At 39.3% G+C, this 26,402-nt stretch carries 26 protein-coding genes and 1 pseudogene; 9 read left to right on the top strand and 18 right to left on the bottom strand.

Translation table 11 applies throughout. The features are described from left to right. Positions 1-80 precede the first annotated feature (80 nt). The 4 genes from CYK55_RS06200 to CYK55_RS06185 are packed head-to-tail and all read right to left on the bottom strand — an operon-like array spanning position 81 to position 2,978. Positions 81-737 carry an amino acid ABC transporter permease gene (locus CYK55_RS06200; RefSeq protein WP_010735591.1) on the bottom strand — a complete coding sequence of 219 codons (657 nt, stop codon included), beginning with the start codon at positions 735-737 and terminating at the stop codon, positions 81-83. Between the two features lie 14 nt (positions 738-751). Continuing rightward, a complete protein-coding gene (locus tag CYK55_RS06195; protein ID WP_034689265.1) occupies positions 752-1,399 on the bottom strand; it encodes an amino acid ABC transporter permease in 648 nt (215 codons plus the stop codon). A 12-nt stretch (positions 1,400-1,411) separates the two neighbouring features. Next, positions 1,412-2,227, bottom strand: coding sequence for a transporter substrate-binding domain-containing protein (locus CYK55_RS06190; protein ID WP_034689267.1), 816 nt, complete (start codon positions 2,225-2,227; stop codon positions 1,412-1,414). 13 nt (positions 2,228-2,240) lie between these two features. Then, entirely contained in the window at positions 2,241-2,978 is a 738-nt protein-coding gene (locus tag CYK55_RS06185) for an amino acid ABC transporter ATP-binding protein (RefSeq protein ID WP_010735594.1), read from the bottom strand. A gap of 253 nt (positions 2,979-3,231) precedes the next feature. Here CYK55_RS06185 and trpS point away from each other — a divergent pair, with 253 nt between their 5' ends. Beyond that, on the top strand, positions 3,232-4,245 hold the full coding sequence (trpS, locus tag CYK55_RS06180) for a tryptophan--tRNA ligase (RefSeq protein ID WP_034689269.1): 1,014 nt from the start codon (positions 3,232-3,234) through the stop codon (positions 4,243-4,245). Positions 4,246-4,315: 70 nt separating this feature from the next. Here the strand turns inward: trpS and pheT are convergent, their stop codons facing one another. The 6 genes from pheT to CYK55_RS06150 all read right to left on the bottom strand — a co-directional run bounded on the left by pheT (position 4,316) and on the right by CYK55_RS06150 (position 17,354). Next, entirely contained in the window at positions 4,316-6,736 is a 2,421-nt protein-coding gene (pheT, locus tag CYK55_RS06175; RefSeq protein ID WP_126134055.1) for a phenylalanine--tRNA ligase subunit beta, read from the bottom strand. A 4-nt stretch (positions 6,737-6,740) separates the two neighbouring features. Further along, on the bottom strand, positions 6,741-7,784 hold the full coding sequence (pheS, locus tag CYK55_RS06170; protein WP_019724055.1) for a phenylalanine--tRNA ligase subunit alpha: 1,044 nt from the start codon (positions 7,782-7,784) through the stop codon (positions 6,741-6,743). Between the two features lie 308 nt (positions 7,785-8,092). Then, positions 8,093-8,434: a winged helix-turn-helix transcriptional regulator gene (locus CYK55_RS06165; RefSeq protein ID WP_019724054.1), complete on the bottom strand. Its 342-nt coding sequence runs from the start codon at positions 8,432-8,434 to the stop codon at positions 8,093-8,095. A 66-nt stretch (positions 8,435-8,500) separates the two neighbouring features. Continuing rightward, on the bottom strand, positions 8,501-12,220 hold the full coding sequence (gene addA, locus CYK55_RS06160) for a helicase-exonuclease AddAB subunit AddA (protein WP_126134054.1): 3,720 nt from the start codon (positions 12,218-12,220) through the stop codon (positions 8,501-8,503). Continuing rightward, on the bottom strand, positions 12,217-15,747 hold the full coding sequence (locus tag CYK55_RS06155; RefSeq protein WP_126134053.1) for a PD-(D/E)XK nuclease family protein: 3,531 nt from the start codon (positions 15,745-15,747) through the stop codon (positions 12,217-12,219). The genes addA and CYK55_RS06155 overlap by 4 nt, the downstream gene beginning before the upstream one ends. Positions 15,748-15,890: 143 nt before the next feature. Continuing rightward, positions 15,891-17,354: a peptide MFS transporter gene (locus tag CYK55_RS06150; protein ID WP_010735601.1), complete on the bottom strand. Its 1,464-nt coding sequence runs from the start codon at positions 17,352-17,354 to the stop codon at positions 15,891-15,893. A gap of 372 nt (positions 17,355-17,726) precedes the next feature. Here CYK55_RS06150 and CYK55_RS06145 point away from each other — a divergent pair, with 372 nt between their 5' ends. After that, a complete protein-coding gene (locus CYK55_RS06145) occupies positions 17,727-18,323 on the top strand; it encodes a nitroreductase family protein (RefSeq protein ID WP_010735602.1) in 597 nt (198 codons plus the stop codon). Positions 18,324-18,391: 68 nt separating this feature from the next. On the opposite strand, the gene CYK55_RS06140 is transcribed toward CYK55_RS06145, so the two are convergent. Both CYK55_RS06140 and CYK55_RS06135 read right to left on the bottom strand, forming a co-directional pair. Then, positions 18,392-18,880, bottom strand: coding sequence for a hypothetical protein (locus CYK55_RS06140; RefSeq protein WP_034689276.1), 489 nt, complete (start codon positions 18,878-18,880; stop codon positions 18,392-18,394). 240 nt (positions 18,881-19,120) lie between these two features. Beyond that, positions 19,121-19,318 (bottom strand): hypothetical protein, encoded by a 198-nt coding sequence (locus CYK55_RS06135; protein ID WP_010735604.1) that lies wholly within the window; start codon positions 19,316-19,318, stop codon positions 19,121-19,123. A 271-nt stretch (positions 19,319-19,589) separates the two neighbouring features. On the opposite strand from CYK55_RS06135, the gene CYK55_RS06130 reads away from it, so the two are divergent. Continuing rightward, a complete protein-coding gene (locus CYK55_RS06130; protein WP_034689278.1) occupies positions 19,590-20,339 on the top strand; it encodes a C39 family peptidase in 750 nt (249 codons plus the stop codon). A 59-nt stretch (positions 20,340-20,398) separates the two neighbouring features. Further along, on the top strand, positions 20,399-20,821 hold the full coding sequence (locus CYK55_RS06125) for a hypothetical protein (protein WP_034689279.1): 423 nt from the start codon (positions 20,399-20,401) through the stop codon (positions 20,819-20,821). Between the two features lie 92 nt (positions 20,822-20,913). Here the strand turns inward: CYK55_RS06125 and CYK55_RS06120 are convergent, their stop codons facing one another. Next, entirely contained in the window at positions 20,914-21,285 is a 372-nt protein-coding gene (locus tag CYK55_RS06120) for a YxeA family protein (protein WP_034689281.1), read from the bottom strand. A 159-nt stretch (positions 21,286-21,444) separates the two neighbouring features. Here CYK55_RS06120 and CYK55_RS06115 point away from each other — a divergent pair, with 159 nt between their 5' ends. Next, on the top strand, positions 21,445-21,630 hold the full coding sequence (locus CYK55_RS06115; protein ID WP_034689341.1) for a hypothetical protein: 186 nt from the start codon (positions 21,445-21,447) through the stop codon (positions 21,628-21,630). A gap of 162 nt (positions 21,631-21,792) precedes the next feature. On the opposite strand, the gene CYK55_RS06110 is transcribed toward CYK55_RS06115, so the two are convergent. Continuing rightward, entirely contained in the window at positions 21,793-21,981 is a 189-nt protein-coding gene (locus tag CYK55_RS06110; protein WP_034689283.1) for a hypothetical protein, read from the bottom strand. Between the two features lie 22 nt (positions 21,982-22,003). Next, positions 22,004-22,267: a hypothetical protein gene (locus CYK55_RS06105; protein ID WP_034689285.1), complete on the bottom strand. Its 264-nt coding sequence runs from the start codon at positions 22,265-22,267 to the stop codon at positions 22,004-22,006. A 170-nt stretch (positions 22,268-22,437) separates the two neighbouring features. Here CYK55_RS06105 and CYK55_RS14015 point away from each other — a divergent pair, with 170 nt between their 5' ends. Further along, positions 22,438-22,692 (top strand): hypothetical protein, encoded by a 255-nt coding sequence (locus CYK55_RS14015; RefSeq protein WP_034689287.1) that lies wholly within the window; start codon positions 22,438-22,440, stop codon positions 22,690-22,692. Positions 22,693-22,765: 73 nt separating this feature from the next. On the opposite strand, the gene CYK55_RS06095 is transcribed toward CYK55_RS14015, so the two are convergent. Then, positions 22,766-23,200, bottom strand: a complete 435-nt coding sequence (locus CYK55_RS06095) for a universal stress protein (RefSeq protein ID WP_034689288.1) — start codon at positions 23,198-23,200, stop codon at positions 22,766-22,768. Positions 23,201-23,540: 340 nt separating this feature from the next. Between CYK55_RS06095 and CYK55_RS06090 the strand changes: the two genes are divergently transcribed. Beyond that, positions 23,541-24,170 carry a LysM peptidoglycan-binding domain-containing protein gene (locus tag CYK55_RS06090; RefSeq protein WP_126134052.1) on the top strand — a complete coding sequence of 210 codons (630 nt, stop codon included), beginning with the start codon at positions 23,541-23,543 and terminating at the stop codon, positions 24,168-24,170. A gap of 62 nt (positions 24,171-24,232) precedes the next feature. Here the strand turns inward: CYK55_RS06090 and CYK55_RS06085 are convergent, their stop codons facing one another. Then, a complete protein-coding gene (locus CYK55_RS06085) occupies positions 24,233-24,787 on the bottom strand; it encodes a ClbS/DfsB family four-helix bundle protein (protein ID WP_034689292.1) in 555 nt (184 codons plus the stop codon). A 340-nt stretch (positions 24,788-25,127) separates the two neighbouring features. After that, entirely contained in the window at positions 25,128-25,562 is a 435-nt protein-coding gene (gene arsC, locus CYK55_RS06080) for an arsenate reductase (thioredoxin) (RefSeq protein WP_034689294.1), read from the bottom strand. A gap of 334 nt (positions 25,563-25,896) precedes the next feature. Between arsC and CYK55_RS14075 the strand changes: the two are divergent. Both CYK55_RS14075 and CYK55_RS14070 read left to right on the top strand, forming a co-directional pair. Next, positions 25,897-26,106: pseudogene (locus tag CYK55_RS14075) on the top strand (helix-turn-helix domain-containing protein); the annotation flags it as partial. A gap of 54 nt (positions 26,107-26,160) precedes the next feature. Then, positions 26,161-26,385, top strand: coding sequence for a hypothetical protein (locus CYK55_RS14070; RefSeq protein WP_404830962.1), 225 nt, complete (start codon positions 26,161-26,163; stop codon positions 26,383-26,385). Positions 26,386-26,402: the final 17 nt, after the last annotated feature.

Here is a 26,402-nt window from a genome sequence, read left to right as displayed (position 1 = left end):
TAAGAAGGAATCCACAAAAAATTTTTTAAAAAAATTCGTGGATTCCTTCTTAATTCCCATTTAAAATACGATTTTTTCTACTAATAACTATACTTTCTTCTTTCTAAGTAAGAAGAAAGTAAAGAAAGTGCGTAACATACGACAAAATACATGAATGTCATCATAACGAACATTGGTAAGACATAATTGGTATTTTGACCATAGACGATTCGCGCTTGGTGTGTCAATTCTGGCAACGAGATGATCACCGCTAAAGAAGTGTCTTTGATCAACGAGATCAACTGACTAACGATAGCAGGGATCATTGACTTGAATGCTTGCGGCATGATGATCGTACGCATCGTTTCCACATAGCTTAACCCCGTGGAAAGCCCTGCTTCCATCTGACCTTTCGGCACAGCATTCAAACCTGCACGGAAAATCTCTGATAACATGGCAGATTCAAAAATCGTCAATGCTGCAACTGCTGACCAAAAGATGTTCATTTGTATACCGATTTGCGGCAAAGCAAAATAAGTGAAAAAGATGATCAGCAATAATGGCAGATTACGAATGATGTCGATAATCAAACCTACTATTTTTGATAAATAAGGAATACTCGCAAAACGAAGAACACCTGTCAACCCACCGATTAGAAAACTAAAAATGATGGAGAAGAGCGAAACTTCGATCGTTACTTTTAGTCCTTCCAGTAAAAAGCGAATATTCATCCATGAAAATGCACCACTAAAATCCATTGATATTCTCCTTTCTATGAACGAACTGCCCATTTTTTCTCAAGATAAACCATCAAATAAGACAATGGTAAGGTAATAATCAAGTAAAATAAACCCACGATGATATAGGTATCAAACGTGTTGAAGGTTTCACTGGCAATCAAATCCCCTTGATACATGATATCCAAACCAGCGACAATTGCTAAAATCGATGAGTTTTTGACCAAATTGATAAATTGATTGCCTAATGGTGGGATAACGATTTTAAATGCCTGTGGCAATACAATGTAACGCATTGTTTCTGAATAAGTAAACCCCGATGAAAGACCAGCCTCCATTTGACCTTTTGGCACAGTTTGGATGCCAGAACGAACGGTTTCTGCAATAAAAGCGGAAGTATAGATCGTCAGCCCGATCGTTCCTGCTTGAAAACCGTCAAAGCTGATCCAATAAAGTGGTAATACGACATAGAAGAACATCACGATGATCAATAACGGGATATTCCTAAAAAATTCAACATAGGCTTTCGCAATACCACGTATCCATTTATTGTGTGACAATTGAAAAATCGCCATCAACGTTCCGATGATCAAACTGAAGAAAAGTGCCAAGACACTTGATAGGATCGTTACTTTAAATCCATCAAGGAAGGCTGACCCATAAGTTTGTATCAATTCACTCATTGTATTCCCTCCTTAATCAATTTTTCCCTGAGTCGTATCTGGGAACCATTTTTCATAAATCTTATCATAGGTGCCGTCTTCAACCATTTCTGCTAAAGCTTGGTTGACTGCATCTAAGAAATTTTCTTGTCCTTTGTTGATTGCAATACCATAAGGCTCTTCGGTAAATGTTCCTCCTGCTAATTCATAGCTAGGGTTCTCCGCTGCCATTCCGAGTAAGATCGCATTGTCTGTCGTCATGGCATCACCTTGCCCCGATTGTAAGGCAGTAAATGCTTCTGCATAGTTCTCTAACTCCAAGATCCGCGCATCAGGTGCATGTTCTCTGATGTTGGCAGCTGAAGTCGAACCTTTTACCGCTAGAACAGTCGTTTCAGCGTTTAAATCCTCCACACTTTTGATGGGACTACCCTTTTTAACGAGCAATGATTGTCCAGCGTCAAAATAAACTGAAGAGAAATCGACTTGCTTTTTACGTTCTTCGGTAATCGTCATCGTCGCAATGATTGCATCGATATTCCCATTTTTTAATAATGGGATTCTTGTTTTAGAAGTGACTTCGACAAACTCTGCTTTTCCGTCCTCTCCTAAAATCTTCTTCGTGATTGCTTTGGCGATATCGATATCAAACCCTTGAACGGTACGGCTTTCGATATCCATCATCCCAAACAATCGTGTATCGTATTTGACACCCCAAATGATCTCGTTCGTTTCTTTACTACGAGTCAAAATATCTTTTTCTGCCAAACTGCTACCTTTACAGCCGCTCAATACTAGAAATACTAGCCCAAAAAGAAATAATAAACGAGTGAATGTTGTCTTACGCATATCGTTCCTCCTATCAATGATTGATTACTTTACTGATAAATTGTTTTGCACGTTCTTCTTTTGGATCATCGAAGAAATTGCGTACATCGCGACTATCTTCTAATACTTGTCCATCCGCCATAAAAATGACACGATCTGCCACTTCTTTCGCAAAGCCCATTTCGTGTGTGACCACGATCATTGACATGCCATCTCTTGCCAATTTTTTCATTACGTCCAATACATCACCGATCATCTCTGGGTCCAAGGCAGATGTTGGCTCGTCAAATAACAGCATTTCGGGATTCATCGCTAAGCCGCGAGCAATCGCTACACGCTGTTGTTGTCCACCAGATAACATGGAAGGATAGGAATCTTTTTTATCTAGCATATTGACTGTCTTTAAAAACTTTTCCGCATTTTTTACAGCAGTTGCCTCATCTTGTTTTAATACTTTGATTGGTGCCAGTGTGATGTTTTCTAAAACTGTTTTATTGGGGTAAAGATTAAAATGTTGAAAGACCATTCCGACATTTTTTCTAATCTCCGTCAATTTTGTGTTTTTATCGCGAATATCGACATCATTGATCAAAAGCTTTCCTGAAGTGATTGTTTCCAAGCCGTTGATACAGCGAAGCATCGTACTTTTTCCTGATCCTGATGGACCAATGACAACGACAACTTCCCCTTTTTCAAACTCAAGATTGATGTTTTTCAACGCATGGAATTTACCGTAATACTTTTCCACGCTATCAAATTTAATCATTGTCATAACATTACACTCCCATTATTATTTAGTAAGATTTCATTTAAAGATATATAATAGAACACATTATATCCGAAAGCGAAGCAACTTGTAAAGTTTCCAAGAAAATTCCTTTGTGCGTTTTCTTTTACCATTTGTATAAATAACGATTTCCTAACTGATTTTTTCAATGATTTTCGGTTTATCCTGTTGTTAATTCTGCAAAAAAACGGTAAGATATTAAGTATTAGTCTTAGAAATTACAAAGAGGTGTTCTTTTTTGAAAAATATTATTTTAACAGGAGACCGTCCTACTGGCAAACTACACTTAGGCCATTATGTCGGGTCTTTGAAAAAACGTGTAGAAATGCAAGCGGATGAGAACAATCAGTTGTTCGTAATGATCGCAGATATGCAAGCCTTGACTGACAATGCGAAAGACCCTGAAAAAGTGTCTTCCAATGTATTAGAAGTTGCTTTAGATTACTTATCGGTTGGTTTAGATCCTGCCAAATCAACATTGTTTATCCAGTCGCAAATTCCTGAATTAGCTGAGTTGACAATGTATTACTTAAACTTAGTAAGTGTTGGTCGTGTGCGTCGTAACCCGACTGTTAAAACGGAGATCGAGCAAAAGAAATTTGGCGAAAGTGTCCCCACAGGATTTTTTATCTACCCTGTTTCACAGGCTGCTGACATCACTGCGTTCAAAGCGAATCTAGTGCCAGTTGGTGAAGACCAAAAACCAATGTTGGAACAAACGCAAGAGATCGTCCAAAGTTTCAATCACACTTATGGAGAAGTACTAGTTGAACCAAAAGGCGTCTTCCCACCTAAAGGAATGGGTCGTTTACCTGGGATCGATGGTAACGGAAAAATGAGTAAATCATTAGGAAATGGCATCTACATTTCTGACCCTGCGGATGTTTTACAGAAAAAAGTGATGCGTATGTATACTGATCCAAATCACATCCATGTCCAAGATCCAGGACAAGTCGAAGGCAATATGGTCTTTACTTACTTAGATGTTTTTGGTACAGACAAAGAAGCAATCGAAGAGATGAAAGCCCACTATCGTCGTGGTGGACTCGGTGACGTGAAAATCAAGCGTTACTTGATCGATGTATTAGAAGCAGAGTTCGCACCGATCCGCGCTCGTCGTGAAGAATTGGCGAAAGACCCACAAGCCGTGATGGATATCTTACATCATGGTAGCGAAGAAGCCGCTAAAGTTGCGGCAGCCACACTTTCTGAAGTGAAAGCGGCAATGGGCATCAATTATTTCAATCAGTAATCACACAAAAAAACTGGAACAAAAATCATTGAATGATTTTTGTTCCAGTTTTTTCTTCTATTATTAAGGTTTAACGAATACTTGCATCGACTGTTTCTGTCAACGCCTTTTCAACCTTGCTCATTGCTTGGTTGATTTCTTCATCTGTCAACGTTGCTTCGGGATTTTCAAAGCTTAACGTATAGGCGACTGATTTATGCCCTGCTTCAATATTTGCTCCTTGATAGACATCGAATAGTTCAACATTTGTCAAGAATCGGCCAGCAGCTGCTTGGATCGTGCGAACGATCTCATGGTTCGTCACTTGTTCAGCTACTAACATGGCAATGTCACGCGTCACACTTGGGAATTTTGTGACTGATCGGAAAGTGATGCCTTTTTGTGATGCTTCCACGACTGTGGCTAAATCAAACTCTGCCACATACGTTTCTGGAATATCGTAAGCTTTAGCAGTCATAGGATGCACTTGACCAACAAACCCGATCATTGTTTCCCCTAAATAAATGGCCGCCGTTCGACCGGGATGAAGTTCATCAATCGTTGTCAACGCTTGATAACTGATTTCCTCTTTGATGGAAAGGTGTTCGAATACATTTTCTAATATTCCTTTTACTGTAAAGAAATCAACCGCTTGTGGCTTACTTTGCCAACTTTTCTCTTCCCATGCGCCAGACACCGCAAGAGCTACGTGAGTGACTTCTTGTGGTAGATGAGTCAATGGATTGTTTTCTTGATAGAAGACGCGACCTACTTCATAAAATGCGACATCTGCATTTTTACGTGCCGTGTTATATTGGACGTTATCCAATAGTCCACTGATCAGGTTCATACGTAAGACAGAACGGTCTTCACTCATCGGCCAATCCAAGCGAGTGATGGCTGTTTCTTTCAAAGCGAATTGACGTGATTTATCTTCCGTTGTCAATGCATAACTGATGGCTTCAGTTAGACCACTGCCTTCAAGTAATGTACGGATCTTTCGGGTTGTCGCTTGTTCTTGTGTCAAACTACCTGCAACTGTTTCGCCGCTTGGTAACGTTGAAGGTAAACGATCATACCCATAAATACGTGCCACTTCTTCAATGATGTCTGCTTCGATCTGGATATCCCAACGTCTTGGAGGTACAACAACAGTATAAGTTTCTCCATCGACTTGATAGCCGAATCCTAACGCTTCAAAGATCTCACTTACTTCAGTGACATTTAAGGTTGTGCCAAGGTACTGGTTGATGCGGTTCAATGTGATCTGTACTTTGACTTCTTTTGCTTGATACTCAGAACCTTTGACCGCTCCTTGTAACACTTCTCCTCCTGCTAAAGCAACGATCATCGCCGCTGCAACATCGCTTGCTTTACCGACGGTTCCTTTATTGATGCCTTTTTCAAAGCGCGCAGATGATTCACTACGTAAATTGAAACGTTTTGCTGTGCGGCGAATCGAGATGGGATCGAATAAAGCGGATTCTAACGCAACGGTTGTCGTTGTTTCCGTAATCTCTGAGTCTTGTCCGCCCATTACTCCAGCTAAGGCGACTGGCACTTGCCCATTGGTGATAACTAAGTCTTCTGAGGTCAATGTGCGCGTTTCACCATCCAACGTCACGATGTTCTCTTCTTCTGCTGCATGACGCACCACAATTTCTTCTGAACCTAACTTATCATAGTCAAATGCATGTAACGGTTGACCGAACAATAATAAGATATAGTTTTTGATATCAACAACGTTATTGATTGGTCGGATTCCTTCATTCATCAAGATATTTTGTAGCCATTGTGGACTCGGTTGGATCTTGACGTTTTCAATGATGCGGATTTGGTATGCTGGTACCAATTCTTCATCTTCTACTTTTACCGCAATTTTTTCTGAAGCTTTACGTTCAACTTCTACTAACTTTTCATCATTGAATGTTGGTTTTTGGCGGTAGATCGCGCCAACTTCATATGCCACACCTCTCATTGATAACGCATCGGCACGGTTAGGTGTGATCGATAGTTCGATGATGGCATCGTCCATATCTAGATAAGAAAAGACTGGTTCTCCATTGACCGCTTCTTGTGGCAAATAGTAGATACCTTCTGAATATTCTTTCGGTACGACGCTGTCAGAATAACCGATTTCTTGTAAGGCACAGATCATCCCATTCGAGACTTGTCCACGCATCTTGCCTTTTTTGATTTTGACATTGCCCGCAATCCGTGAATTTGGTAAAGCCACGATGACTTTGATTCCTGCTTTGACATTTGGTGCGCCACAAACGATTTGTGATAATTCTTCTTCGCCGATGTCGACTTGACAGATCGATAGATGATCCGAATCAGGATGTGGAATACATTCCTTCACTTCTCCGACAACGATTTTCTTCAAGCCTTCTTCAGGTACTGTTACACCTTCGACTTCGATTCCTGTAACTGACATTTTGTCTGCAAGTTCTTGCGGTGTCACATGTGATAAATCAACGTATTGATTCAGCCATTTATATGATACTAACATTCTTTTACTCCCCCTTGAACTGACTTAAGAAGCGCAAGTCATTTTGATAGAAATTACGAATATCGTTGACCCCATAACGTAACATTGCGACACGATCTGGGCCAAGTCCAAAAGCAAATCCGGAGTATTCTTCAGGATCGATCCCTGACATTTCCAAGACATTTGGATGAACCATACCAGCACCTAAGATCTCGATCCAACCTGTGTGTTTGCAGACGTTACAGCCTGAACCACCGCATTTGAAACAGCTGACATCGACTTCAACAGATGGTTCTGTAAATGGGAAGTAGCTTGGGCGTAAACGGATTTGGCGATCTTCACCAAACATTTTCTTCATCACGACTTCAAGTGTTCCTTTTAGATCACCCATCGTCACGTTCTTGTCGATCACCAATCCTTCGATTTGATGGAATTGATGGCTGTGTGTTGCATCATCAGTATCACGTCGGAAAACTTTTCCTGGTGAGATCATGCGTAGCGCACCTTTTGAAAAATCATGTTTTTCCATGGTACGTGCTTGGACAGGCGACGTATGCGTACGGATCAAGATTTCTTCTGAGATATAGAAAGTATCTTGCATATCACGTGCCGGATGGTCTTTTGGTAAATTCATTCGTTCAAAGTTATAGTGGTCTGACTCGACTTCATATCCTTCAACGATTTGATACCCCATGCCGACAAAAATATCTTCGATTTCTTCCATGATCTGCGTCAAGATATGGCGTGTACCTTGTTTGACTGAGCTACCTGGCAGCGTGACATCGATTGTTTCTTTCTCTAATGCTTCATTCATTGCAGCGGTTTCCAAGACTGCTTTTCTTTCTTCGATTTCTTGTGTCAATAGATCACGGATCTCATTGGCAAAGCTTCCCACTTTCGGACGCTCTTCGGCACTTAGATCTTTCATTCCACGTAAGACCTCAGTGATCGGTCCTTTTTTCCCTAATGTTTCGACACGGATTTGATTTAGTTCTTTCAAATCCTGCGCCTGCTTGATCTTGATGATCGTTGCTTCTTTCAAGCTTTCGAGTTGTGCTTGTAAAGACATGCGATTTCCTCCTTTAAATTCAACTAAAAAAAAGACCTCATTCCTATCAAGGAACGAGGTCTTCGCGTTACCATCCTAATTTACGATCCCAACGAGATCGTACACTCATTTTAATAACGACAGACATACTGCCGGTCTGAAAAATCTCTCAGACGAACTCGGAAAGTGAACTTCATTTTTCAAACACAGGATCTGCTTTCAGTCCATGACAGATCTCCCTATACTGGTTTAGCCAAACTACTCTTTTTCGTCAACATTCTTTTTGTCTATTCAACTAAAAACTAGTGTACAAGATTTTTGATGCAAAATCAACTGCATTCTTCGGGTGTGACCCATTTCTCACTCCAAAGCTGCAACTGGACCATCGCTTTTTGTAGATCTGCCCCTTTTTCTGTCAGCATATATTCCGAACGACTGGATTCATTACACGAAAAATTACGGGTAACGATCTTTTCTTTTTCAAGCTCTTTTAATCGTTCGACCAAGACACGGTCACTGACCATCGGGATTTTTGCAGAGAGATCAACAAAGCGCTGCGGACCATTTTCGAGTAATACATCGATAATCAATCCATTCCATTTTTTCCCTAAAATCGAGAATGTTTTTTCAAATTTGGGACATAGAATGAATTCTGTCTGTGTTAGCTCCATCTTACTCACCTCTTTTTAAGAGTATAGCATATTACTTACAAAGTGTAAGTCCAGTTTGCTCACTTCTTATTGTTTATTAAGATTTATTATTTTCTTCGCCTGCAACAAAACCAAAAAGACATCCTGAATGGGTTTATTCAACGCTTCACTCAATGCACGTTGGTATAAGTTCAATTGCCCGCGGTATTTGCTGATGACCTTCGTGATTTCCTCTGGGTTTTCAGGATGTAAAATAAAATCAGTCTTGAAATCATAAAGCTGCACGTACTCCCCCAAATCAAGATATCCATCGACGATCCCATGGATCAATAATTCATCGTCTTCATTCGGGTAGTGATCAAATACCTTTTCTGCTTGTAGAAGCATTGAAAATGGTTGTTCGCGTTTCACTTTTTCTGGATGTTTGATCAGTGATTGGCCAAGGGTAGATTCATAAAACCATACGATGGAATCAATTGGTACACGTTTCGCTACTTGTTCATCGACTAAACGTTTTTTTACAAGGGTCGTTAGTTCTTTTTCGATGCTTTCTTTCGTCAACTGTTCCAATGGGAGGACTTGTAACAGAAAATGTGTCGCTGTCCCAACAGCTGTGGCAGAAACTTTGCGCTCTTTTTGTACAAAGCGTGGTTCAGCTAATTGGTCTTGCGTATACCTGAAAGGCTTGGCAAAGGCTTTTTTATCACTGCTTTCCCAAGTCAAACGTGCCTCTGGAGAGTCGTCTGGATCTTCAAATAACCGTTTGATCTCAGAAACTGATTGATAACTCGTTGTTTGTGCAGAAGCCTCATAAGGATAACTGAAGGCTAAACGTGCTTGTAGTTCGGTCGTTAATGGGGTTAGATCTCCTTTTTGTTCTTCAGCTTGCTCTCCTTTGACTGTCAATGCTTGGCGTTGTGTTAAAATCTCTTGTTGATCCATCCAGGTGATCGTAAAATCTCCCGATGAATTTTTCAGTTGTGGTAAAGGCGTGACTTCTGGAAAATATTCGGTCATTTTAGGATGACGGATCAAGCTGTACCCGATCCAATTCATCAAGCTACTCGAACTTTTCAGGCGAATCACCGGATCTAACACTACATCCGTTTGCTCATTTGCTTCTGACCAGGCTTTGAACGTGTCTTCTTTGCTTTTGTACGAACCAACAATAAACAATTTTTGCTCTGCTCTAGTCAGTCCTACGTATAATTTACGCATTTCTTCGGAAAGCAATTTCTTCTGTTTGGCTAATTTGATGGCTTGATAAGGCAATGTGTCAAACAAGACCCGCGTGTCTGGCTCCATGTAGCGCACGCCCGCACCTAGTTTTTCTTCGAAGGCATAACGATTTTTCAAGTCTTGCAGATTGAATTGCTTCGTCATATCTAATAAGAAAACGATGGGGAACTCTAATCCTTTACTTGCATGGATGGTCATGACACGAACGGCATTGTCACTAGAAGCAATCACTGGTTCCGCCAAGTCTTTGTCTTTCTCCTGCATTTTCTCAATAAATCGTACAAACTGATAGAGACCACGAAACGAACTTTGTTCATATGCTTTGGCACGATCCACTAACGCATACAAATTCGCTTGACGTTGTGCACCAGCTGGCAACCCAACGACATATTCTAAATACCCTGTTTGGTAATAGATTTCCCATAATAAGTCTGTGATCGAAGAACGACGCGCTAACTCTCGCCATTGTTCCAGTTGCTCATTGAAATGAAGCAATTTAGCCGCTAATTCATCTTGGTTATTATTTTGATAAGCTAAGACTGCATCATAGTAAGTATGCGCCTTATCGGCTAATCGGATACGTGCTAACTCTGGTTCGATCAAGCCCACGACTGGTGAACGTAACACTGAAGCTAATGGGATATCCTGATAAGGGTTGTCGATCAATTGGAGCAATGAAATCATGATCCTGATTTCTGTCGCTTGGAAATAATTTTGGGCATCATTGAGTTCCAACGGAATATCAAACGTTTTGAATACTTCTAAAATCGTCAAATTATTTTTCTTCGTTGGTGTCAATAACACGATATCTTTGAATTCGATCGGGCGCTCTTCTTGACTTTTTTTGTCGTAGATCATGAATTTTGAATCGATCAATTCACGGATTTTCAAACCAGTCATCAAGAGTTCCCCTTCTGTTTTGTCTTCCAACATCTCGTCCATCGGCAACTCGATTTCTGTCGTTTCTTGTTCCTTTTCATAGATCAAGACTTCTGGTGCAAATCGTTCATTTTCTGGAAACCCAGAAAAACCTAGAACTAGCCGAGCCGCTTCATCATAAGCGATTTGTCCAACTGCTGGGTCCATCAGCTGTTCAAAAATCAAATTAGTAAACGCTAAGACTTCTTGCCGTGAACGGAAATTCTCAGCTAAGACGATTCGTCGTCCCCCTTTTTCTTCCGAGAATTTCTCATATTTATTGATAAATAGAGTTGGATCTGCTAAACGGAAGGAGTAGATCGACTGTTTGACATCTCCCACCATAAAGAGATTGCCTCTCTCCTCATCTGGCTCTCTGACCCAATAGAGCAATTCTTCTTGCAATTGATTGACATCTTGGTACTCGTCGACCATGACTTCTTTAAACTTTTTGCGATAATAATCCGATGCTTCACTTGGTAGCCACTCTTCCTCTGTTTGTTTCGTCAATATTTGTAACGCCAAGTGTTCCAGATCATTGAAATCTAGCACGCCTTTTTCACGTTTGCGCGCACTGAAGCCTTCCATGAAAAGCTTAGTGACTTCGGTCATTTGTTCCACGAGGGGGAACGCTTTTTGGCTCAACTCTTCAATTTGTGTAGGTGAAACCGAGAAGTAGCTTTTGCCAATTTGTTGTAAGATGTTTTTAGCACGGTCTCTCAAGGTTTTTACTTCAGCAGAACGCTCTTTCAACTCTGCTTTCCGACTGCTTTTGAAGGTCGAAAACGTCAGGTTTTCTAAGGCTTGGTAAGCTTCGTCCAACTCATCACCCAGGAAACGTTCATAGATTTGTTGGATACTCGCTTGTTCTTGTGAGACTTGATCAAACATCTTTTCAAGTCCTTCTTCTTGTGCCAAAACGACCATTTCTTCGTATAGCTGCGTACAATGAAGTAAATCAGCCAAGACGAGCGGTCGGATTTGTTCTTGGTACAATGCAGAAGCTGCTAATCCCTCTTCTAGCCGATATGCTTCTGGTAAACGATTCAACCAAGCCAACGGATCAGGGTTCGCTCTGGCAAAATCATAGAGAGAAAACACGAGGCTAGTCAAACCATCATCTGAGCGATCATTTGAAAAATTCATCGTCAGCTGGAAAAAAGTTTCGCGATTTTCTGCATAAAGTTGTTCTCTGATCTCATCCCAGACATCTTCTTTCATCAAGATTGTTTCCGTTTCATCCGTCAGCATCCGAAAGACTGGATCGATATCGATCAAATAGTAATATTTTCGGATCACCGTTAAACAAAACGCATGGAGTGTCGAGATATTGGCGGTAGGTAGTAATACGAGCTGTTTCGTAAAGTGTTTTTGCCAAACTGGATCACTTTCACTATTCACTGCTTCTTGCAAGGCTACTTGGATCCGTTCCTTCATTTCTCTTGCTGCCGCTTCTGTAAAGGTCACGATCAATAACTCATCAATGTTGACACCCATTTTTAACTTTTCGATTACTCGGCGGACTAAAACAGTCGTCTTACCTGAGCCGGCAGAAGCCGAAACAAGCAGATTGTCGCCCTTGTCAAAAATCGCTTGCCATTGTTCATCGGTGAAACGTTCATTTTCCGGTTTTAAAGGAATTGATGTCACTCGTCTTCACTCCTTTTTAGTATTCTTCGCAATGCTTCATCTTTATCCAGCTTTTCTAAACGATGATAATTATTTTCTTTGAGCATGACATCAAACGTACAAATACTTCTGAACGGACAATGCTCACAAGCAATTCGTTGTTTATCTTTGTAAGCCGGATTCAGTTTGATCTCCCCTGAGGTGATTGCTTCCCCAGCTAAACGCATATTCTCACGATTATGGTTCATGAATAATTGAAGTTCTTCTTCTGTATAGAATTTTTCTTTGCTATAACTGCCTTTTTGTAACTCGTCTTTGGCATTTTTCTTCACTGGATAGATCAGTGAGCTTTCTTTCGCTTCCAATGAATGATCGAGTACTTCTAATAAGCCTGGATCATCGACAAAAACGCCATCATAGCTGAATTTCTTCAACGTGTTTTTCTCCACATTATTCGTATCCGTCAGTACTGGATTATGCACATGTAAATAATAAGAGCCTGCCGGTTTGACTGCTGCCTTACCTGTTAAACGTACAGCATCCATCAACGCAACATCGAGGTAGGTCAAAAGTTGCATCGCCATCCCATAATATGCCTCTGTCACGTCAAAGGAACGGCCACTTGATTTATAATCGACTACACTTAACCACGTATCACTTTGTTCAGTTGCCACATCGATGCGATCGATTTTTCCACGAACGTGGAGTTTCCCGCCTTTGTCTAAAGGTATTTCCAAACCTGGGATTCCTTGTGCGCCAGCAATCTGTCCGAATAAAATCTCTGTCTGTAATGGTTTCATGCCTGTATTCTTACTTTGTTTTTGTAACGCCCAAGCCACTTTTTGGATCGTTTGCCCTAATTGGTAACGAATATAGTTCATGCGGGCAGAGCTATCTAAAATCTCAAAGCGTAATTCACCAAATACTTCTTGTAAGACTTTTTCAGTAAATTCTTGTCGCTCCTTCTCCGACATTGCCACAAGTGACAGTTGATTCGAGAACAGCAATTTGAAGAAGCGATCCAATGATTCATGATAAAAGTCTCCAGTGGCAGCTGGTGTCAGTCCATATATATTACGTTCTTTCAGCTTCAAGCCAAACTGGACAAAGTATTTATATTCACAGTTATAAAAGTTTTCCATTCGTGAGATCGACGTGTAGATTTCTTTGCCATAAAGGGCTTCTGCCATCTCATCTGATAAGGAAACTGGTACATTCAGATGATCTTGACTTTCAAAAATCGTCAATGCAAAATTTCGTTGATCCGAACGCAGAACTAACTCTTTCAGTTGTTGCCAATAAAGTGGTACTGCCTGTTTGGCTTCTTTTGCTAAACGATAGACCCGATTGATCGTATTGATCCCGCTACGATAAGTGCCAACATAACAATCTGGCTTACTCGTCAATTGCAATTGGCATTTTGGCTCGACTGGAACACCTAAGTAGTCAACGACTCGTTTCAAATACGGAGACATTTTCAAACGATTGGTATCATAGCTTTGCGCGTAGCTCAAGTACAAACGTTCCGTTCCCGAAACAAACACTAAATATGCTTGGAAAGGTTCGAAAGACATACTTTCTTTTGCTGGATCGAATAAAAACTGATCCTCGCCTAACCCTTGATTCAACGCTTCACGTTCTTCACTCGATAATAAACCTTTAGTTTCATGGCGATCTGGAAACACTTGGTCATTCAAGCCGACCGCAAATGCTACTTTTGCTTGATTGGCACGTACAAGTTCCAATCGGTTGATCCTCACTTGATCGATTGCCGTAGGAATCTTCCCATAGCTGAGATTTTCTAGACCACTCGTGATGATCTCTTGAAATAATGACCAGTCGAATGCTGTTTCTCCGTAAATTAATGAATACTCGTCCAAAAGATCCATCAAAGCACCCCAAGTTTGCTCATGGTTTCTAGCCGCAGCTAACCCCCCACGCGCCACTTCTTGGTCTCGCCAAAAAAGCAATTGTTGTTGTACGCCGCTTTCGATCAAGAAGCGATAAAACAAAGTGACTGCTTCTTGCCCTGTTTGGCATTTTTTGATGTTCTTCAGAAACACCGGCACTATGTCGCGAAAAAGTCTCCGGATCGTATTTGATTGCTCTTCTAGTTGTTTGACGTCTTCTAGCTGTTCTGCTTCAAAATCATAGGCAACAAATTGCCAATCTTTTTCGCGAAGCCAATAATTCCCTTGATAGTTGTACGCTAGTGCTACGTTTTCAGTGATATCTAAATTCGTGCGGAATTGATTTCTAAGTACTTGCCAAGTAGCCAGATCGAGCTCTTCCGCTGGGATACCGATCGTCAACTCCGTCTTGAAGAAACGCATGATATCGTTTAGGCGGTATTGGTAACGATCTAAGGCAAACAAGCTGTTGATCCATTCAATCAATGGATGGTTTTCCATCAGTTGCTCTTCATCTAAATAAAAAGGGATCGCCATCTCTTGGAAAATTGGTCGCAATAAATTGCCATAAAGCGTCATATCCTTCGTCAATACTTGGATATCTCGATAGCGAAACCCTTCTTGACTGACCAAACGACGGATCTCCACCGCTAATTGGCGAACTTCTTCCGTTGGATTCTCCGCCTCCCACAAATGTAATGTCTCTTGCGCGCCAAGTTTCACAGGTTGGCTTTTTTGCTGGCTGGAAGTCTCTTCCCACATTTGTTGTAATGTTTGAAGTTCATTTTGATTTTTCCGATTCGGTGCATAATGATCGACAGATACAGGGACGTTCAGTTCTCTTGCTGCGTTGAGTAGTTGGAAATAGACTTTCCCTGTATTGAAAAACAACGTCAATGGATCTGGTAGATCGGATTTGTAAGGACGATCCAATAGCAAATCGACCACAAGATGCCCTTTTTCCATCATTTTTTGCAGCAATTGGTACTCTTGGGCATTGATCCGAGCGAAACCACTCACTAAGAACTTGATCTTATGATAATCTTGCGTCGCCATATAATTCGCTAACACTGTCAGGACATCTTCAGATTGTAGGGCGCGTTGGACTAATTCCTCTTCGAATGCAGAGAAAATCAGCTGTAGATCCTTCATTTTCAATTGTCGATCTTCTTCTTTTGGTGATTCTCCTGGCACAGAAGTTAACAGATCAACAGGGGAAATTTTTCCGACTTGTAGTTCGCTATATATCTCTTGTAACTGACGGATAAACCCTTTTTTGCGGATTTCTCCACGAAATATCGTTAACTCTTCTTGTTTTTTTTCTAAGATTTGGCGGAGGATCATCGCTGAACCAGATTCGGTCAATTCACTACCTGTCAGTAACGTAGTTTGTTGCAACAAGTACCAAGCCAAACGATAGAAACTGAATACTTGCATGTTGGTTGTGCTAAATGAGTTTTTTCCGCTTTTTTTGCGCATCTCAGCGAGTAATTCTTGCTCTTGTTCAAATTTATTATAGTTAGGTACAAGGAAAAATACTTGATTGTCTTCATCTTTGTCAAGCCAAGCGGCGGCTTCATCGATTAGTGCTTTGCGGTGGTCTTTTTGACCATTACCTAAAATAAATTGTAACGACACCTTATTGCCTCCTTTTCCTGGTTGATATACCTCTTCATTATAACAAAGATAGCTGAACATTTGTTCTATTATCGTTTAAATTTTGGAAATAAAAAAAGCCGGAGCAGGACGACTGTCCTCTCCGACAAATGATGTAGATCCAATCAGTGGATCGAACCCATTAATTTTTTGATTGGTTCTTTGATTGCAAATAAAATCACTGCACCGACGATCGCAACGACACCAATAATCCCAAAGTAGGCAGATTCAGTGCCTGGTGTATAGAAACGAGCAATTTGTGCATTGATGGCTTGGGAAGAAGCATCTGCTAAGAACCAGATCGCAATCGTTTGCGATTCAAAGGCCCTAGGCGCCAATTTCGTCGTCACTGATAGGCCGACAGGTGATAAGCAAAGTTCAGCAATCACGATGATGAAAAAGCTACCGATCAGCCAAAGTGGACTGACTTTTCCAGCTGTTCCATATAACATCCCCGGCAACATCAATAACAGATAGGACAATCCGGCAAATAATAAACCTAGAGAGAATTTCACTACGGTTGATGGTTGACGTTTACCTAAACGTGTCCATAAAGTAACGAACACAGGTGTCAAAATAAAGATGAAAATCGGGTTTAATGATTGATACCAACTTGCTTGGATCGGAACCCCCATCAAGGTCGATTGTGTTCGTTCACTTGCAAATAGGGCAAGGATCGATGACCCTTGTTCTTGCAATGACCAAAAGATGATTGCTGCTAAGAATAACGGGATATATGCCCATACGCGTGGTTTTTCTTCCACTGAAACATCTTTTGACGTCAACATTTTGATAAAGTAATAGAGTGGTAAAACGATTCCTAAGACACTGATCGTATTAACAAAAAAATCGATCGTCAAATGTCCCGTCAGTTGCGCTCCACCAAAAATAATAGCAAATACGATCAAGGCGATCACAACATTACGGATAAATCCTTTACGTTCGCCTTGTGTCAAAGGATTTGGAGGTGTCATACCCACTCCATCCAATGTCTTACGTCCTTGGATCACATATTGCAATAACCCGAAGAACATACCGATAGCAGCTAATGAGAAACCTAAATGGTAGTTATACTCTTGACCAATCGTACCGACGATCAACGGCGCGAGCAATGCGCCTAAATTGACACCCATATAAAAGATCGAAAATCCTGCATCTCTTCGTAAATCGGTTTTCGTATATAAATGCCCGACCATTCCCGAAACGTTTGGTTTTAAGAAAGCTGTACCGATGATGATCAACGCCATCGAGATAAATAAAGTGGAGACACCAAACGGCAATGCCAAAACAACATGACCGATCATGATGAAGACCCCACCAATAAAGACGGTTTTTTTGGCTCCTAACACACGATCTGAAAACCAGCCGCCTACGATACTCGACATATAAATCAACGAACCGTAGATTGACATGATTGACAACGCTGTGGCACGAGGTAAACCAAGGCCTCCATTTGCTACCGTGTCGTACATATAATAGATCAGTAAGGCACGCATACCATAATAACTGAATCGTTCCCACATCTCTGTGAAGAACAATGTAGACAATCCCTTCGGCTGACCGAAGAACCCTTTGTCTTGTTTTTCCATATTCCCATACCCCAATTCTTTTAATTTTCAGAAAATAATACACATATTTACCGAAAATCCGTGTAAAAATATTTATTTAAGAAATATATACTTATTTTCTATAAATACAACAAAAATTTAATGGGAAAACGATAAGAAAAAACATAAGTTATTTTTAATAATTATATGGTCTACTTCATATCATAAAGCTTAAATGTCGGTATATTCAGTATGTAAACGGTCTCGCAACGAATTTTTTATGTAAAAGAACATCTTTTTTCTATTCGTACATTTTGTTGAGCATTTTGTTTTACTTACTTTTTGTAAGATGATATACTTCGTTTTGTCATCAAGAAAAAAACGCAGAAAAGCGAATTAAAGGAGAACTAATCTATGACTGAATTTACAAATATCTTAAAAAACCGCCGTTCGATCTATGATCTAGGCCGTAACGTATCACAATCAAATGAAGAATTAACAACATTGATCCAAGAAGCAATCAAAGAAAGCCCTACTGCTTTCAATGCGCAATCAACACGTGCAGTAATCTTATTTGGCGATGCACATGAAAAATTATGGGAAATGACAGAAGAAGCTTTACGTCCACTGACACCTGCTGATGCTTTCCCAAATACTCAAAACAAATTAGCTAGTTTCAAAAAAGGTTATGGTACTGTCTTGTTCTTCAAAGACACAGATGTGATCAAAAACTTGCAAGAGCAATTTGCATTATATGCAGATAACTTCCCTGATTGGTCAGAACAATCAAATGGTATTGCTACAGCCAATACTTGGGTGGCATTAAGCGAAGAAGGTTTAGGTGCAAACCTACAACATTACAATCCAGTGATCGATGAAGCTGTCGCAAAAGAATGGTCGATTCCTGCAAACTGGAAATTACGTGCACAATTAGTCTTTGGTTCACCTGAATCTCCAGCTGGCGAAAAAGAATATATGAACGATGCCGATCGTTTCCGCGTGTTTGGCTAATTCTGCTAATACAAAAAGACAGCTCCTTCTACTAAAAGAAGGAGCTGTCTTTTTGTCATTTCAATGGATCATTCATCCTCATGCTCAATCATGATATCAAGTTCTGCATCATCATTTAAGTGTTTTGCTAAAAAAGGAATCAATTCTTCTAATGAGACAGAAAATTTCAATAGCGGGCCACGCCAACCGTTCCGGAAAAAATTCATTTTGACTTCTTTCGAATCTTTTGGTTGGTAAAGAACGACTTTGTTGATTTCAGAATATGGCACTCCACGACGGTCAAAGCTGTTCAAAACTAGCCCTTCTGTAGTAAGTCCTCGACTATCTAACAAGAAACTCAATAACACAAGAGAAGCCAAGATGCCTTTCACTAACTCATCAGTGGTTGGTTGACTGACCACTGTATACCATAGAACCAGTACAGCAAGGAACGGAACAACTAAATAGACCCAGCGATTCCGAACCGTTTTATAAACGATCTCTCGTCGTACAAGCCATAGAAATAAGCACATGACGATGACAAATAAAAAAAGAACTATTGTAAAAAAGGAAACCATCTTATCGATCCACACCTTTATTTTCAACTCTTGAAACTAGAAAATCAAAGGGGTAAATCATGTCCCCTCTAACTGAACAAACGGTATTCAAGGAGCAGCACTTCGGTCATAAGCCAAAAAACCCAAAAATGAAATAGGTGTTTTCGTTTTTTCTGTCTTATGCCTTAGTGTTCAATGCTCCTTTCATAACCTTAAAAGGACCTGCAACATGATCATTCGATGTTGCATGTCCATATCTTCTTATTCAAATGTATCATATTTAGCTACTACCATGCTAGCTTTTTCTTCTAATAATTCTTGATCTTCTATAGCGCATTGGGCAACTTTGACTACGGCGCAATTCGTCATTTTTGAAACAACTTCTCCAACAACTGATTTGGTAAAACCAATGGGCCTACATGAATATTGTTCTCCTAAATTAATCATTTCTTCCGTCATCAAAATCCTCCTAAACTACTCAAACAGTTTGCCACAGAAAATCATTTCGTTTTATCTGTGTGTTTCGTTAGTGGTGATTTGATCAAACTCTTATTTGATCTATCCGCATTATAGCGTACTGTTTTCGTTTTCACAAATTTTAACAGCTAAACATAATAAAAAAATCGTTTTTGGGACTGTTTTTCTTTGTTTTTTACATTTGACTAGGCAGATTCATGTAGTTTTTTTTAAAAAAACAATTATAATAGAAAGAAGTCTGGGGGAGTCTTTCATGTCAAAACAAAAAAGTAAAAAACGATTACTACTAGGCGGGGCAACGCTAGTATTGCTTTCAGGCGTCTTTTACTTTACAAATAAACAATTAGAAGATAAAAAATCAATAACGGAGGAAAACATAGAGCAAACAATCAAAACCGAAGAAAAACAAGTACTACTCGACGTACCTCTTGAAAATCAATTCGATGAACCTGCACTAGAGAATGGCTGTGAAGTAACTGCCTTATCGATGTTGCTGCGCTTCTATGGCTACGAAACTACCAAGAATCAATTAGCCGAAGAATTAAATTATGTCCCCGTTTTCAATGCTGATGGCACTCATGGCGATCCAAATGAAGGGTTCGTTGGTGAGATTTGGGGTGGTGACTGGGCAATGGGTGTCTATGTTCCACCAATCGCTACGTTAGCTCAAGAAATCCTGCAAACCGATTATCATACCGAACCGCAAACGGATGCAAGCTTGACTGACATCAAAAATGCACTAAAAGAAGATAAACCTGTGTGGACTTCTGTCACAATCGATTTTCAAGTGCCGACAGAAAATGATTTCATGACTTGGACGACTGCAAACGGTGAAGTACAAGTCACGCCATTAGTCCATGCCTGTGTTGTAACTGGCTACGATGATCAATCAATCTATGTCAATGATCCTTATGGCATAAAAAATCGTGCAGTACCAATCGACGATTTTGAGCAAGTATTTACTGCCATGGGCGGACAAATGCTTACTTTAGAAAAGAACTAGTATTTCCTAGAAAAATAGCTTATACTCAAGCTAACAATCAAAGGAAGGAGCAAGAATCTGTGGAACGGTTTATTCATAAAAAGGCGGATCCAAATGAAATCCCAATCATCTTCGTCCGTGATACTGCTGGTAATATCCAAAAAAAAGTGTCAGTCAATGAATGGACGAACCGATACAGCCCTGCTTCTCTCGATTTACTTGAAATCAAACTTTATCGACAAGCATTGGCTTATTATTCTGAGCAAGACTACGAGAAAGCCGTTGATTTGTTGAAATTTTTGATCATTCAAACTGGCTATACTCATTTTGAGTACATCGAACGTCTAGCCACCATCTATCGTAAAATTGATGCTGAAACACTTGAATATCAGTTGCTCTCTTCTGTCTTGGCATCTGCTGAGATCATCGGCTTGCCTGCTGGATTGATCAAAAAATTGGAACGGCGGATCGATCAATTGAAATTGAGCATGGCGAGAAAATAAAATAGACCTAAGAACAAATGATTAAGTTATTAATCAATAATTCTTAGGCTTATTTTTTAATTCAACATTTAATTTACATAATAAAAATAAAATCAACCAATTATAGCTAATGCTTCTTTAGGTACCTCTTCTTTGGGAACTTCTTCGTATGTTTCTACATGAGCGCCTTTATTCGTTAATCTCAAGTAACGATCTTTTTTTAAAACAGATAATCCGTTAAATTCAATCTCGCGTTCGTTGCCATTTGCATCAACTGCCTTTTGGATATATTTTGCCGTCCCAAACGAATTGACTTCATCAGGCTGTTTTGTTTTGACATACACTTCTCCCTTAGTGACTAACGGATTCAATTGGTCTATAACTGCTGGTAATTCTCCGGTAGCGCCTTGGGTATAATACTTCAAGCCAAATAACGCCAACCCACTGAATACAATGGCACCTACTAATACTTTGATTACTTTCATTTTCCTACCTCCTCTTTACTCTTTGAGTATAGCCTGAAAAAAAATCACATTCATCCGTCTCTAGATCGAGTTTTTTATCGGACTTTAGCACAGAAGTTATTTTTACAAAATTTTATAGATTTTTGCTATTATAATAGGAAAGAAAGGATGGGTTTCATTATGAATAAAGAAGAAATATTTCAGAAAATCAAAGATCTAGTCCAAAGTGGCAATTTCACTGAAGCCAAAACATTTTTCGAAGAACATAAAGAACAACTAGGTCCTTACAAAGAAAAAGCCCAAGAATTTCTCCAAAATGTCGATTTTCAAGGAATAACGGATAAATTCAAAAATCTATTCAAATAAAATTTATATTTTATAGGGATGATCAGAGCGAGTCTGTCATGATCTAGAAACAAAAAAATCCTCAACAATTAAGGATTGTCGGGGATTTTTTGTTGAGATTTCTTGTGTTTCAAAAATAAGCGATGGATCTCCAAATCACCACACTTCTATCAAAACCTACTTTTAATACAATCTAGTTGGGTCATAGTGGTAAGTCACATTACCATTTAGTTCGGCCTTTCCAACAACAAATTTGCGATTCTCAATTTTTAACCACGCTTCACGAAAAGTCATGACTTCCTCACGTTTGACCTCTATTTTTTGGATTTTTCCATCCATCAACTCTTGGATCATTTGTTCATAGGGATTCATCTTTGATTGCCTCCAGCTTATTTCAATATTCAGTGAATATCGGCGCATGTATTTCTTTCGTATCTAAGTCTTTTCGCACGTTCACTTTCGTATAAATCACTTTTTCAACTGGAATACTGTAGTAACTCTCTTCTCCATCGTTAAATTGATGGACATCCGTTTTTGATAAAATACCATCGATTTTGTTCATTAATACTCGCGGTTCCACACTATTACTAACAATATAATAGCAAATACGGATATTGTTTACTAAATGTAGATCAACTTCTAATATCACTTGGTCCATGAAATACTACACCCTTTCTTTAAAAGAATTATAACAATAAGTACATCAAGAATCAAAAAAACAACTTTATTTAAAAAACAAGAAATTTTGCAACATATCCTCTTGTGCACAAACATACAAAGTGTTATTTTTAATTATAGATTTCTTTTTTCCTCGGAGGCGTATATTATATGGACACTTTGGGACAATTTGTTTTTTATGTTCCTTTTTTTCTAATGACAACTTTAGCAATCTACTACACGAAATGGACGAAGCGAAAATTTTCCGTATTGCTGACACTTTTACCAGTCGCTTATTTTTCCCACAAAATATTTTCCCTTCGGCATTGGGAACCCACCCCAAAATTACTTTCACATGAATTAGGGTTGATTATTTCATTAACGATATTGATCTTATGGATTTATTACCTTTACAAACATCCTTAGTTACCAGTACTACTCTTCACGAACAAAAAAGCCACGTTGGAAATCAGCAACGTAGCTTCTCAGGAATCGGAATCTATTTAACAACCAACACATTACAAGGCGCATGAGTCACCACATAAGAAGCTGTCGACCCTACTAACGCTTGTTGGATCGAGCCTTTACCTGTTGCCCCCATCACGATAAGATCAATTGACTCTTGTTTTGGTAAGACAGTCGCAATCAATGTTCTTGGATCACCGGTCTCCACAATTGCATGAATCGTTTCAATCCCAAATTCTTTGGCATCATTGATTCTCTTCAACAGTTCCACTTCTATTTTTTGTTTTTCTTCTGCATAGATTTTTGAGAACGCATAGGCACTATGTGTCAAATCGATTTTATTGATAATTGAAACGATCAATAATTCTGCTTGGTTATCTCTCGCTAATTCTAAAGCCTCGCTAAATGCTTTCTCTGCTTTTTCTGAACCGTCAATCGCCACCATTATTTTTTTATACATATTCGTCATCCATCCCATCTCCTTGTTTCTTTTATTCTATCACTTCGTATAAATTTTATAAAAAATTCACTTTTTCTCGGCTTCTCAATCTAAAATTGAGCATTTTCTATTTTTTTATTTTGAATCTTTCTAATAAAAAACAAATGTCAGAAGCGCACAATTCTTCATTTATGATGTTTTTCTAATTAAAACGCACATTATTTAAACACATTTTTGTTACAAAAAAGGTAGCTTTGTCACAAACTGTTACGTATCTTTCACCTATGAAATATAATCCCGTGGTAAAGTATTACTCGTTAGCGAAAACAGCTAATCAAAATAACTTTCTAAAATACGAAGGAGATCTTTCATGAAATCACTTAAAACTATTCTTTTTGGAACAACTTTGGCCGCCGGCGCTGCATTATTTATGGGTACTTCTGCACACGCAGACGAAGCCTACACTGTTCAATCAGGTGATACTTTATCAACGATTTCTCAAAAATACGTTGGTGACAACTCATTGATCCAAACAATTGCCGAAGCTAACTCAATCTCAAACATTCACCTGATTTTTTCAGGTCAAGAATTAACTATTCCTACTGGTGAGCAAGCAGCTGCTCCTGTCGCTACTCAAACACCTGTGGAACCTGTTCAAGAAACAGCTCCAGTTGTGGAAACACCTGTAGTAGAACAAGCACCAGTTGTGGAAACACCTGTAGTAGAACAAGCACCAGTTGTAGAACAAGCACCAGCTACTGAAGTCGCTGTTTCAACTGGTACGAACGATGCCAAAGAATGGATCGCACAAAAAGAATCTAGCGGTTCTTATACAGCAACAAACGGACGTTATATCGGCCGGTACCAATTAGACTCTTCTTACTTGAACGGTGACTACTCTGCTGCCAATCAAGAAAGAGTGGCAGAACAATATGTTGCTTCTCGTTATGGCTCTTGGGATGCAGCCAAAGCTTTCTGGTTAGCTAACGGTTGGTACTAAAAAGAACGATTTTAAAAAAATGGGAATCTTATTGATTCCTATTTTTTTTGTTCTTGTTTCACCTAATTTCCCTTTTGTTTTTGCTTCTGCTTTTGACTTTGTTTGATTTTTTTGATCGCCCAATCATAATGACTCGAAGTAGCAGAAACGAAATAACTGCCAAGCGTTGTATTCCCAACCCAAGAATACTGATTTTTTTGGAACAGTTGATCGTCATCGAAGGTTTTCGCCAGTAACATCACTTCTGCATGGCTTTCCTTCAACCAGTCAGACGCTTGCCGTAACGTAGTAGACTGATGTTTTTTTGTAAAGGCACGATTCATCTCGGCTGTCGTTCGCCAATTATAGGGTTCCGGCAAAAAAGATACGGCTTCTCCCAATTGATTACTTTTTACCCATTTTAATAATAAAGAATGCCACTCGTACAAATGGATCAACACGTCTTTGATCGTTTGATCTCTTCGCCAATGTGCTTCTTTTCTTTTTTCAAGAAATACTTCCTCAAAATCAAATATTGCTTCCCTTTGTTCCACAGGTATGGAATCGATCAACTGCTGCAATTTTTCAAAATTTTTAGTTGCGAGTATCAATAACTCCTCTTTTGACTTTGGTCTCATCTTCTTCTCCTTATTAAAAATACATTCGTTTTAAAACGTTTCCAATCCAACTATAATTCTAGTATGCCTGATTTTCAAAAAAAAGACGAGTAATATCCTAGAATGAATATACATTCTAGATGATTACTCGTCTTTATCCACTTGATTCAACGGTTTTCATTCCATGTCTTGACTGAGAACCTCATATCACTATACGCTTTTTTGAGCAAGTCATTTCGCGGTACTCACTTTGGTACGCTGACAATTGCAAAAGCATCTTTTTCTTCCATTCAATCATCCATTGAATTTTCGTTGCTAAAAAAATAATGCATATTCTTAATTATCGACAGGCGTTTTTTCCTTAGTTAGCCATATCCTTTATTTTTTTCTTGATGATTTCGCGGGTCTTTCTAAATTCAGCAAAAATCTCTTCTTCTGTACCAGTAGCTTTTGCTGGATCTTCTAGATCCCAATGTTCATGACGGATATGAGCAGGAATCACTGGACATTTATCTAACGCATCTCCGCAAAGCGTAATGATCAAGTCCGCATGGCTAAAATAATCTGGATCAATCAAGTCTGAAGTTTGACTTGTAATATCGATGCCATCTTCTGCCATCACTTTCACTGCACGTGGATTTAATCCATGTGTCTCTACTCCCGCGCTACGAACTTCAAATTGATCTTCCAGATATTCGTGGCCATACCCTTCAGCGATCTGACTTCTGCAAGAATTTCCTGTACATAAAAAATAAACTTTCTTCTTTTCTACACTTGTTGACTTCTCCAAAACCATTCCTCCAATCCATTAATCCTTTCAGCATTAAGTGTATGATATCATAAATTCAAGGGATCGTTAGTTCATTCAAAAAAAACGTGCGGTTTTTAATAAAGCGATGATCCGCCATTTACATAACAAATGACCAAGAATACTGATAAAACAGTATTTTAAAGCATGTCAAAGACTTTTTACATGCTAAATCTGGCAATGACAAAAACCTTTGATCGTCGATTTTGACCTCTTCGATCACACTGAGATAAGAAGGAGCGGATACTATGGACTTAAATATCGCAAACAACTAGCTTTCTCCCAAGAAGAATTAGCCGAAAAATGATATGTTTCAAGACAAACGATTTCAAACTGGGAGAATGAATGTAGCTATCCTGATATTCATAATTTATTATTGCTGAGTGTCCTATTTGACGTTTCTTTGGATGAATTAGTCAAAGGAGATGTAGAAAAGATGAAAGAAAATGTTACCCTTACTGAACTGAACAAATATACCAAGATCATGCTAGGTTTCATGCTTCTCACCTTGATTTCAGTAGGACCATCCTGATTTTTACCCGGTAATTGGTGATTAGCTCTTCCCTTGATCTTTTGGATCGCCAGCATGTACGGCGCAATAAAAGTTGAGGGACTAAAAAAACAAGAGAATATCAAAACCTGCAAAGATATCGTCGCATTCATGGAAAACAAAGAAGTAGCACCTCTAGGTAAACAAAGAAACAAGGTCAGAAATCGGATCGAAAAAGTAGGCATCGTCATTTTGTTTGGACTCATTTGTGGAGTGATCGCTTTCCTCACAAGTCTGCCCTTTATACTTCTTGATCGCTAGTAATCCAATAGAAAAAA

The sequence above is a fragment of the Enterococcus mundtii genome (genome assembly GCF_003957375.1).
Lineage (GTDB): Bacteria > Bacillota > Bacilli > Lactobacillales > Enterococcaceae > Enterococcus_B > Enterococcus_B spodopteracolus.
The sequence above is the reverse complement of the archived record's forward strand: the minus strand, read 5'-3'. Positions and strand labels throughout refer to the sequence as shown.

What these genes read in the sequence shown, in the direction of transcription:
- CYK55_RS06200 (WP_010735591.1), bottom strand. Translation starts at nt 737, where the DNA reads ATGGATTTTAGTGGTGCATTTTCATGGATGAATATTCGCTTTTTACTG.
- CYK55_RS06195 (WP_034689265.1), bottom strand. Translation starts at nt 1,399, where the DNA reads ATGAGTGAATTGATACAAACTTATGGGTCAGCCTTCCTTGATGGATTT.
- CYK55_RS06190 (WP_034689267.1), bottom strand. Translation starts at nt 2,227, where the DNA reads ATGCGTAAGACAACATTCACTCGTTTATTATTTCTTTTTGGGCTAGTA.
- CYK55_RS06185 (WP_010735594.1), bottom strand. Translation starts at nt 2,978, where the DNA reads ATGACAATGATTAAATTTGATAGCGTGGAAAAGTATTACGGTAAATTC.
- pheT (WP_126134055.1), bottom strand. Translation starts at nt 6,736, where the DNA reads ATGTTAGTATCATATAAATGGCTGAATCAATACGTTGATTTATCACAT.
- pheS (WP_019724055.1), bottom strand. Translation starts at nt 7,784, where the DNA reads ATGTCTTTACAAGCACAACTCGAAAGCTTGAAAGAAGCAACGATCATC.
- CYK55_RS06165 (WP_019724054.1), bottom strand. Translation starts at nt 8,434, where the DNA reads ATGGAGCTAACACAGACAGAATTCATTCTATGTCCCAAATTTGAAAAA.
- CYK55_RS06150 (WP_010735601.1), bottom strand. Translation starts at nt 17,354, where the DNA reads ATGGAAAAACAAGACAAAGGGTTCTTCGGTCAGCCGAAGGGATTGTCT.
- CYK55_RS06145 (WP_010735602.1), top strand. Translation starts at nt 17,727, where the DNA reads ATGACTGAATTTACAAATATCTTAAAAAACCGCCGTTCGATCTATGAT.
- CYK55_RS06140 (WP_034689276.1), bottom strand. Translation starts at nt 18,880, where the DNA reads ATGGTTTCCTTTTTTACAATAGTTCTTTTTTTATTTGTCATCGTCATG.
- CYK55_RS06135 (WP_010735604.1), bottom strand. Translation starts at nt 19,318, where the DNA reads ATGACGGAAGAAATGATTAATTTAGGAGAACAATATTCATGTAGGCCC.
- CYK55_RS06130 (WP_034689278.1), top strand. Translation starts at nt 19,590, where the DNA reads ATGTCAAAACAAAAAAGTAAAAAACGATTACTACTAGGCGGGGCAACG.
- CYK55_RS06120 (WP_034689281.1), bottom strand. Translation starts at nt 21,285, where the DNA reads ATGAAAGTAATCAAAGTATTAGTAGGTGCCATTGTATTCAGTGGGTTG.
- CYK55_RS06115 (WP_034689341.1), top strand. Translation starts at nt 21,445, where the DNA reads ATGAATAAAGAAGAAATATTTCAGAAAATCAAAGATCTAGTCCAAAGT.
- CYK55_RS06110 (WP_034689283.1), bottom strand. Translation starts at nt 21,981, where the DNA reads ATGAATCCCTATGAACAAATGATCCAAGAGTTGATGGATGGAAAAATC.
- CYK55_RS06105 (WP_034689285.1), bottom strand. Translation starts at nt 22,267, where the DNA reads ATGGACCAAGTGATATTAGAAGTTGATCTACATTTAGTAAACAATATC.
- CYK55_RS14015 (WP_034689287.1), top strand. Translation starts at nt 22,438, where the DNA reads ATGGACACTTTGGGACAATTTGTTTTTTATGTTCCTTTTTTTCTAATG.
- CYK55_RS06095 (WP_034689288.1), bottom strand. Translation starts at nt 23,200, where the DNA reads ATGACGAATATGTATAAAAAAATAATGGTGGCGATTGACGGTTCAGAA.
- CYK55_RS06090 (WP_126134052.1), top strand. Translation starts at nt 23,541, where the DNA reads ATGAAATCACTTAAAACTATTCTTTTTGGAACAACTTTGGCCGCCGGC.
- CYK55_RS06085 (WP_034689292.1), bottom strand. Translation starts at nt 24,787, where the DNA reads ATGAGACCAAAGTCAAAAGAGGAGTTATTGATACTCGCAACTAAAAAT.
- arsC (WP_034689294.1), bottom strand. Translation starts at nt 25,562, where the DNA reads ATGGTTTTGGAGAAGTCAACAAGTGTAGAAAAGAAGAAAGTTTATTTT.
- CYK55_RS14070 (WP_404830962.1), top strand. Translation starts at nt 26,161, where the DNA reads ATGTACGGCGCAATAAAAGTTGAGGGACTAAAAAAACAAGAGAATATC.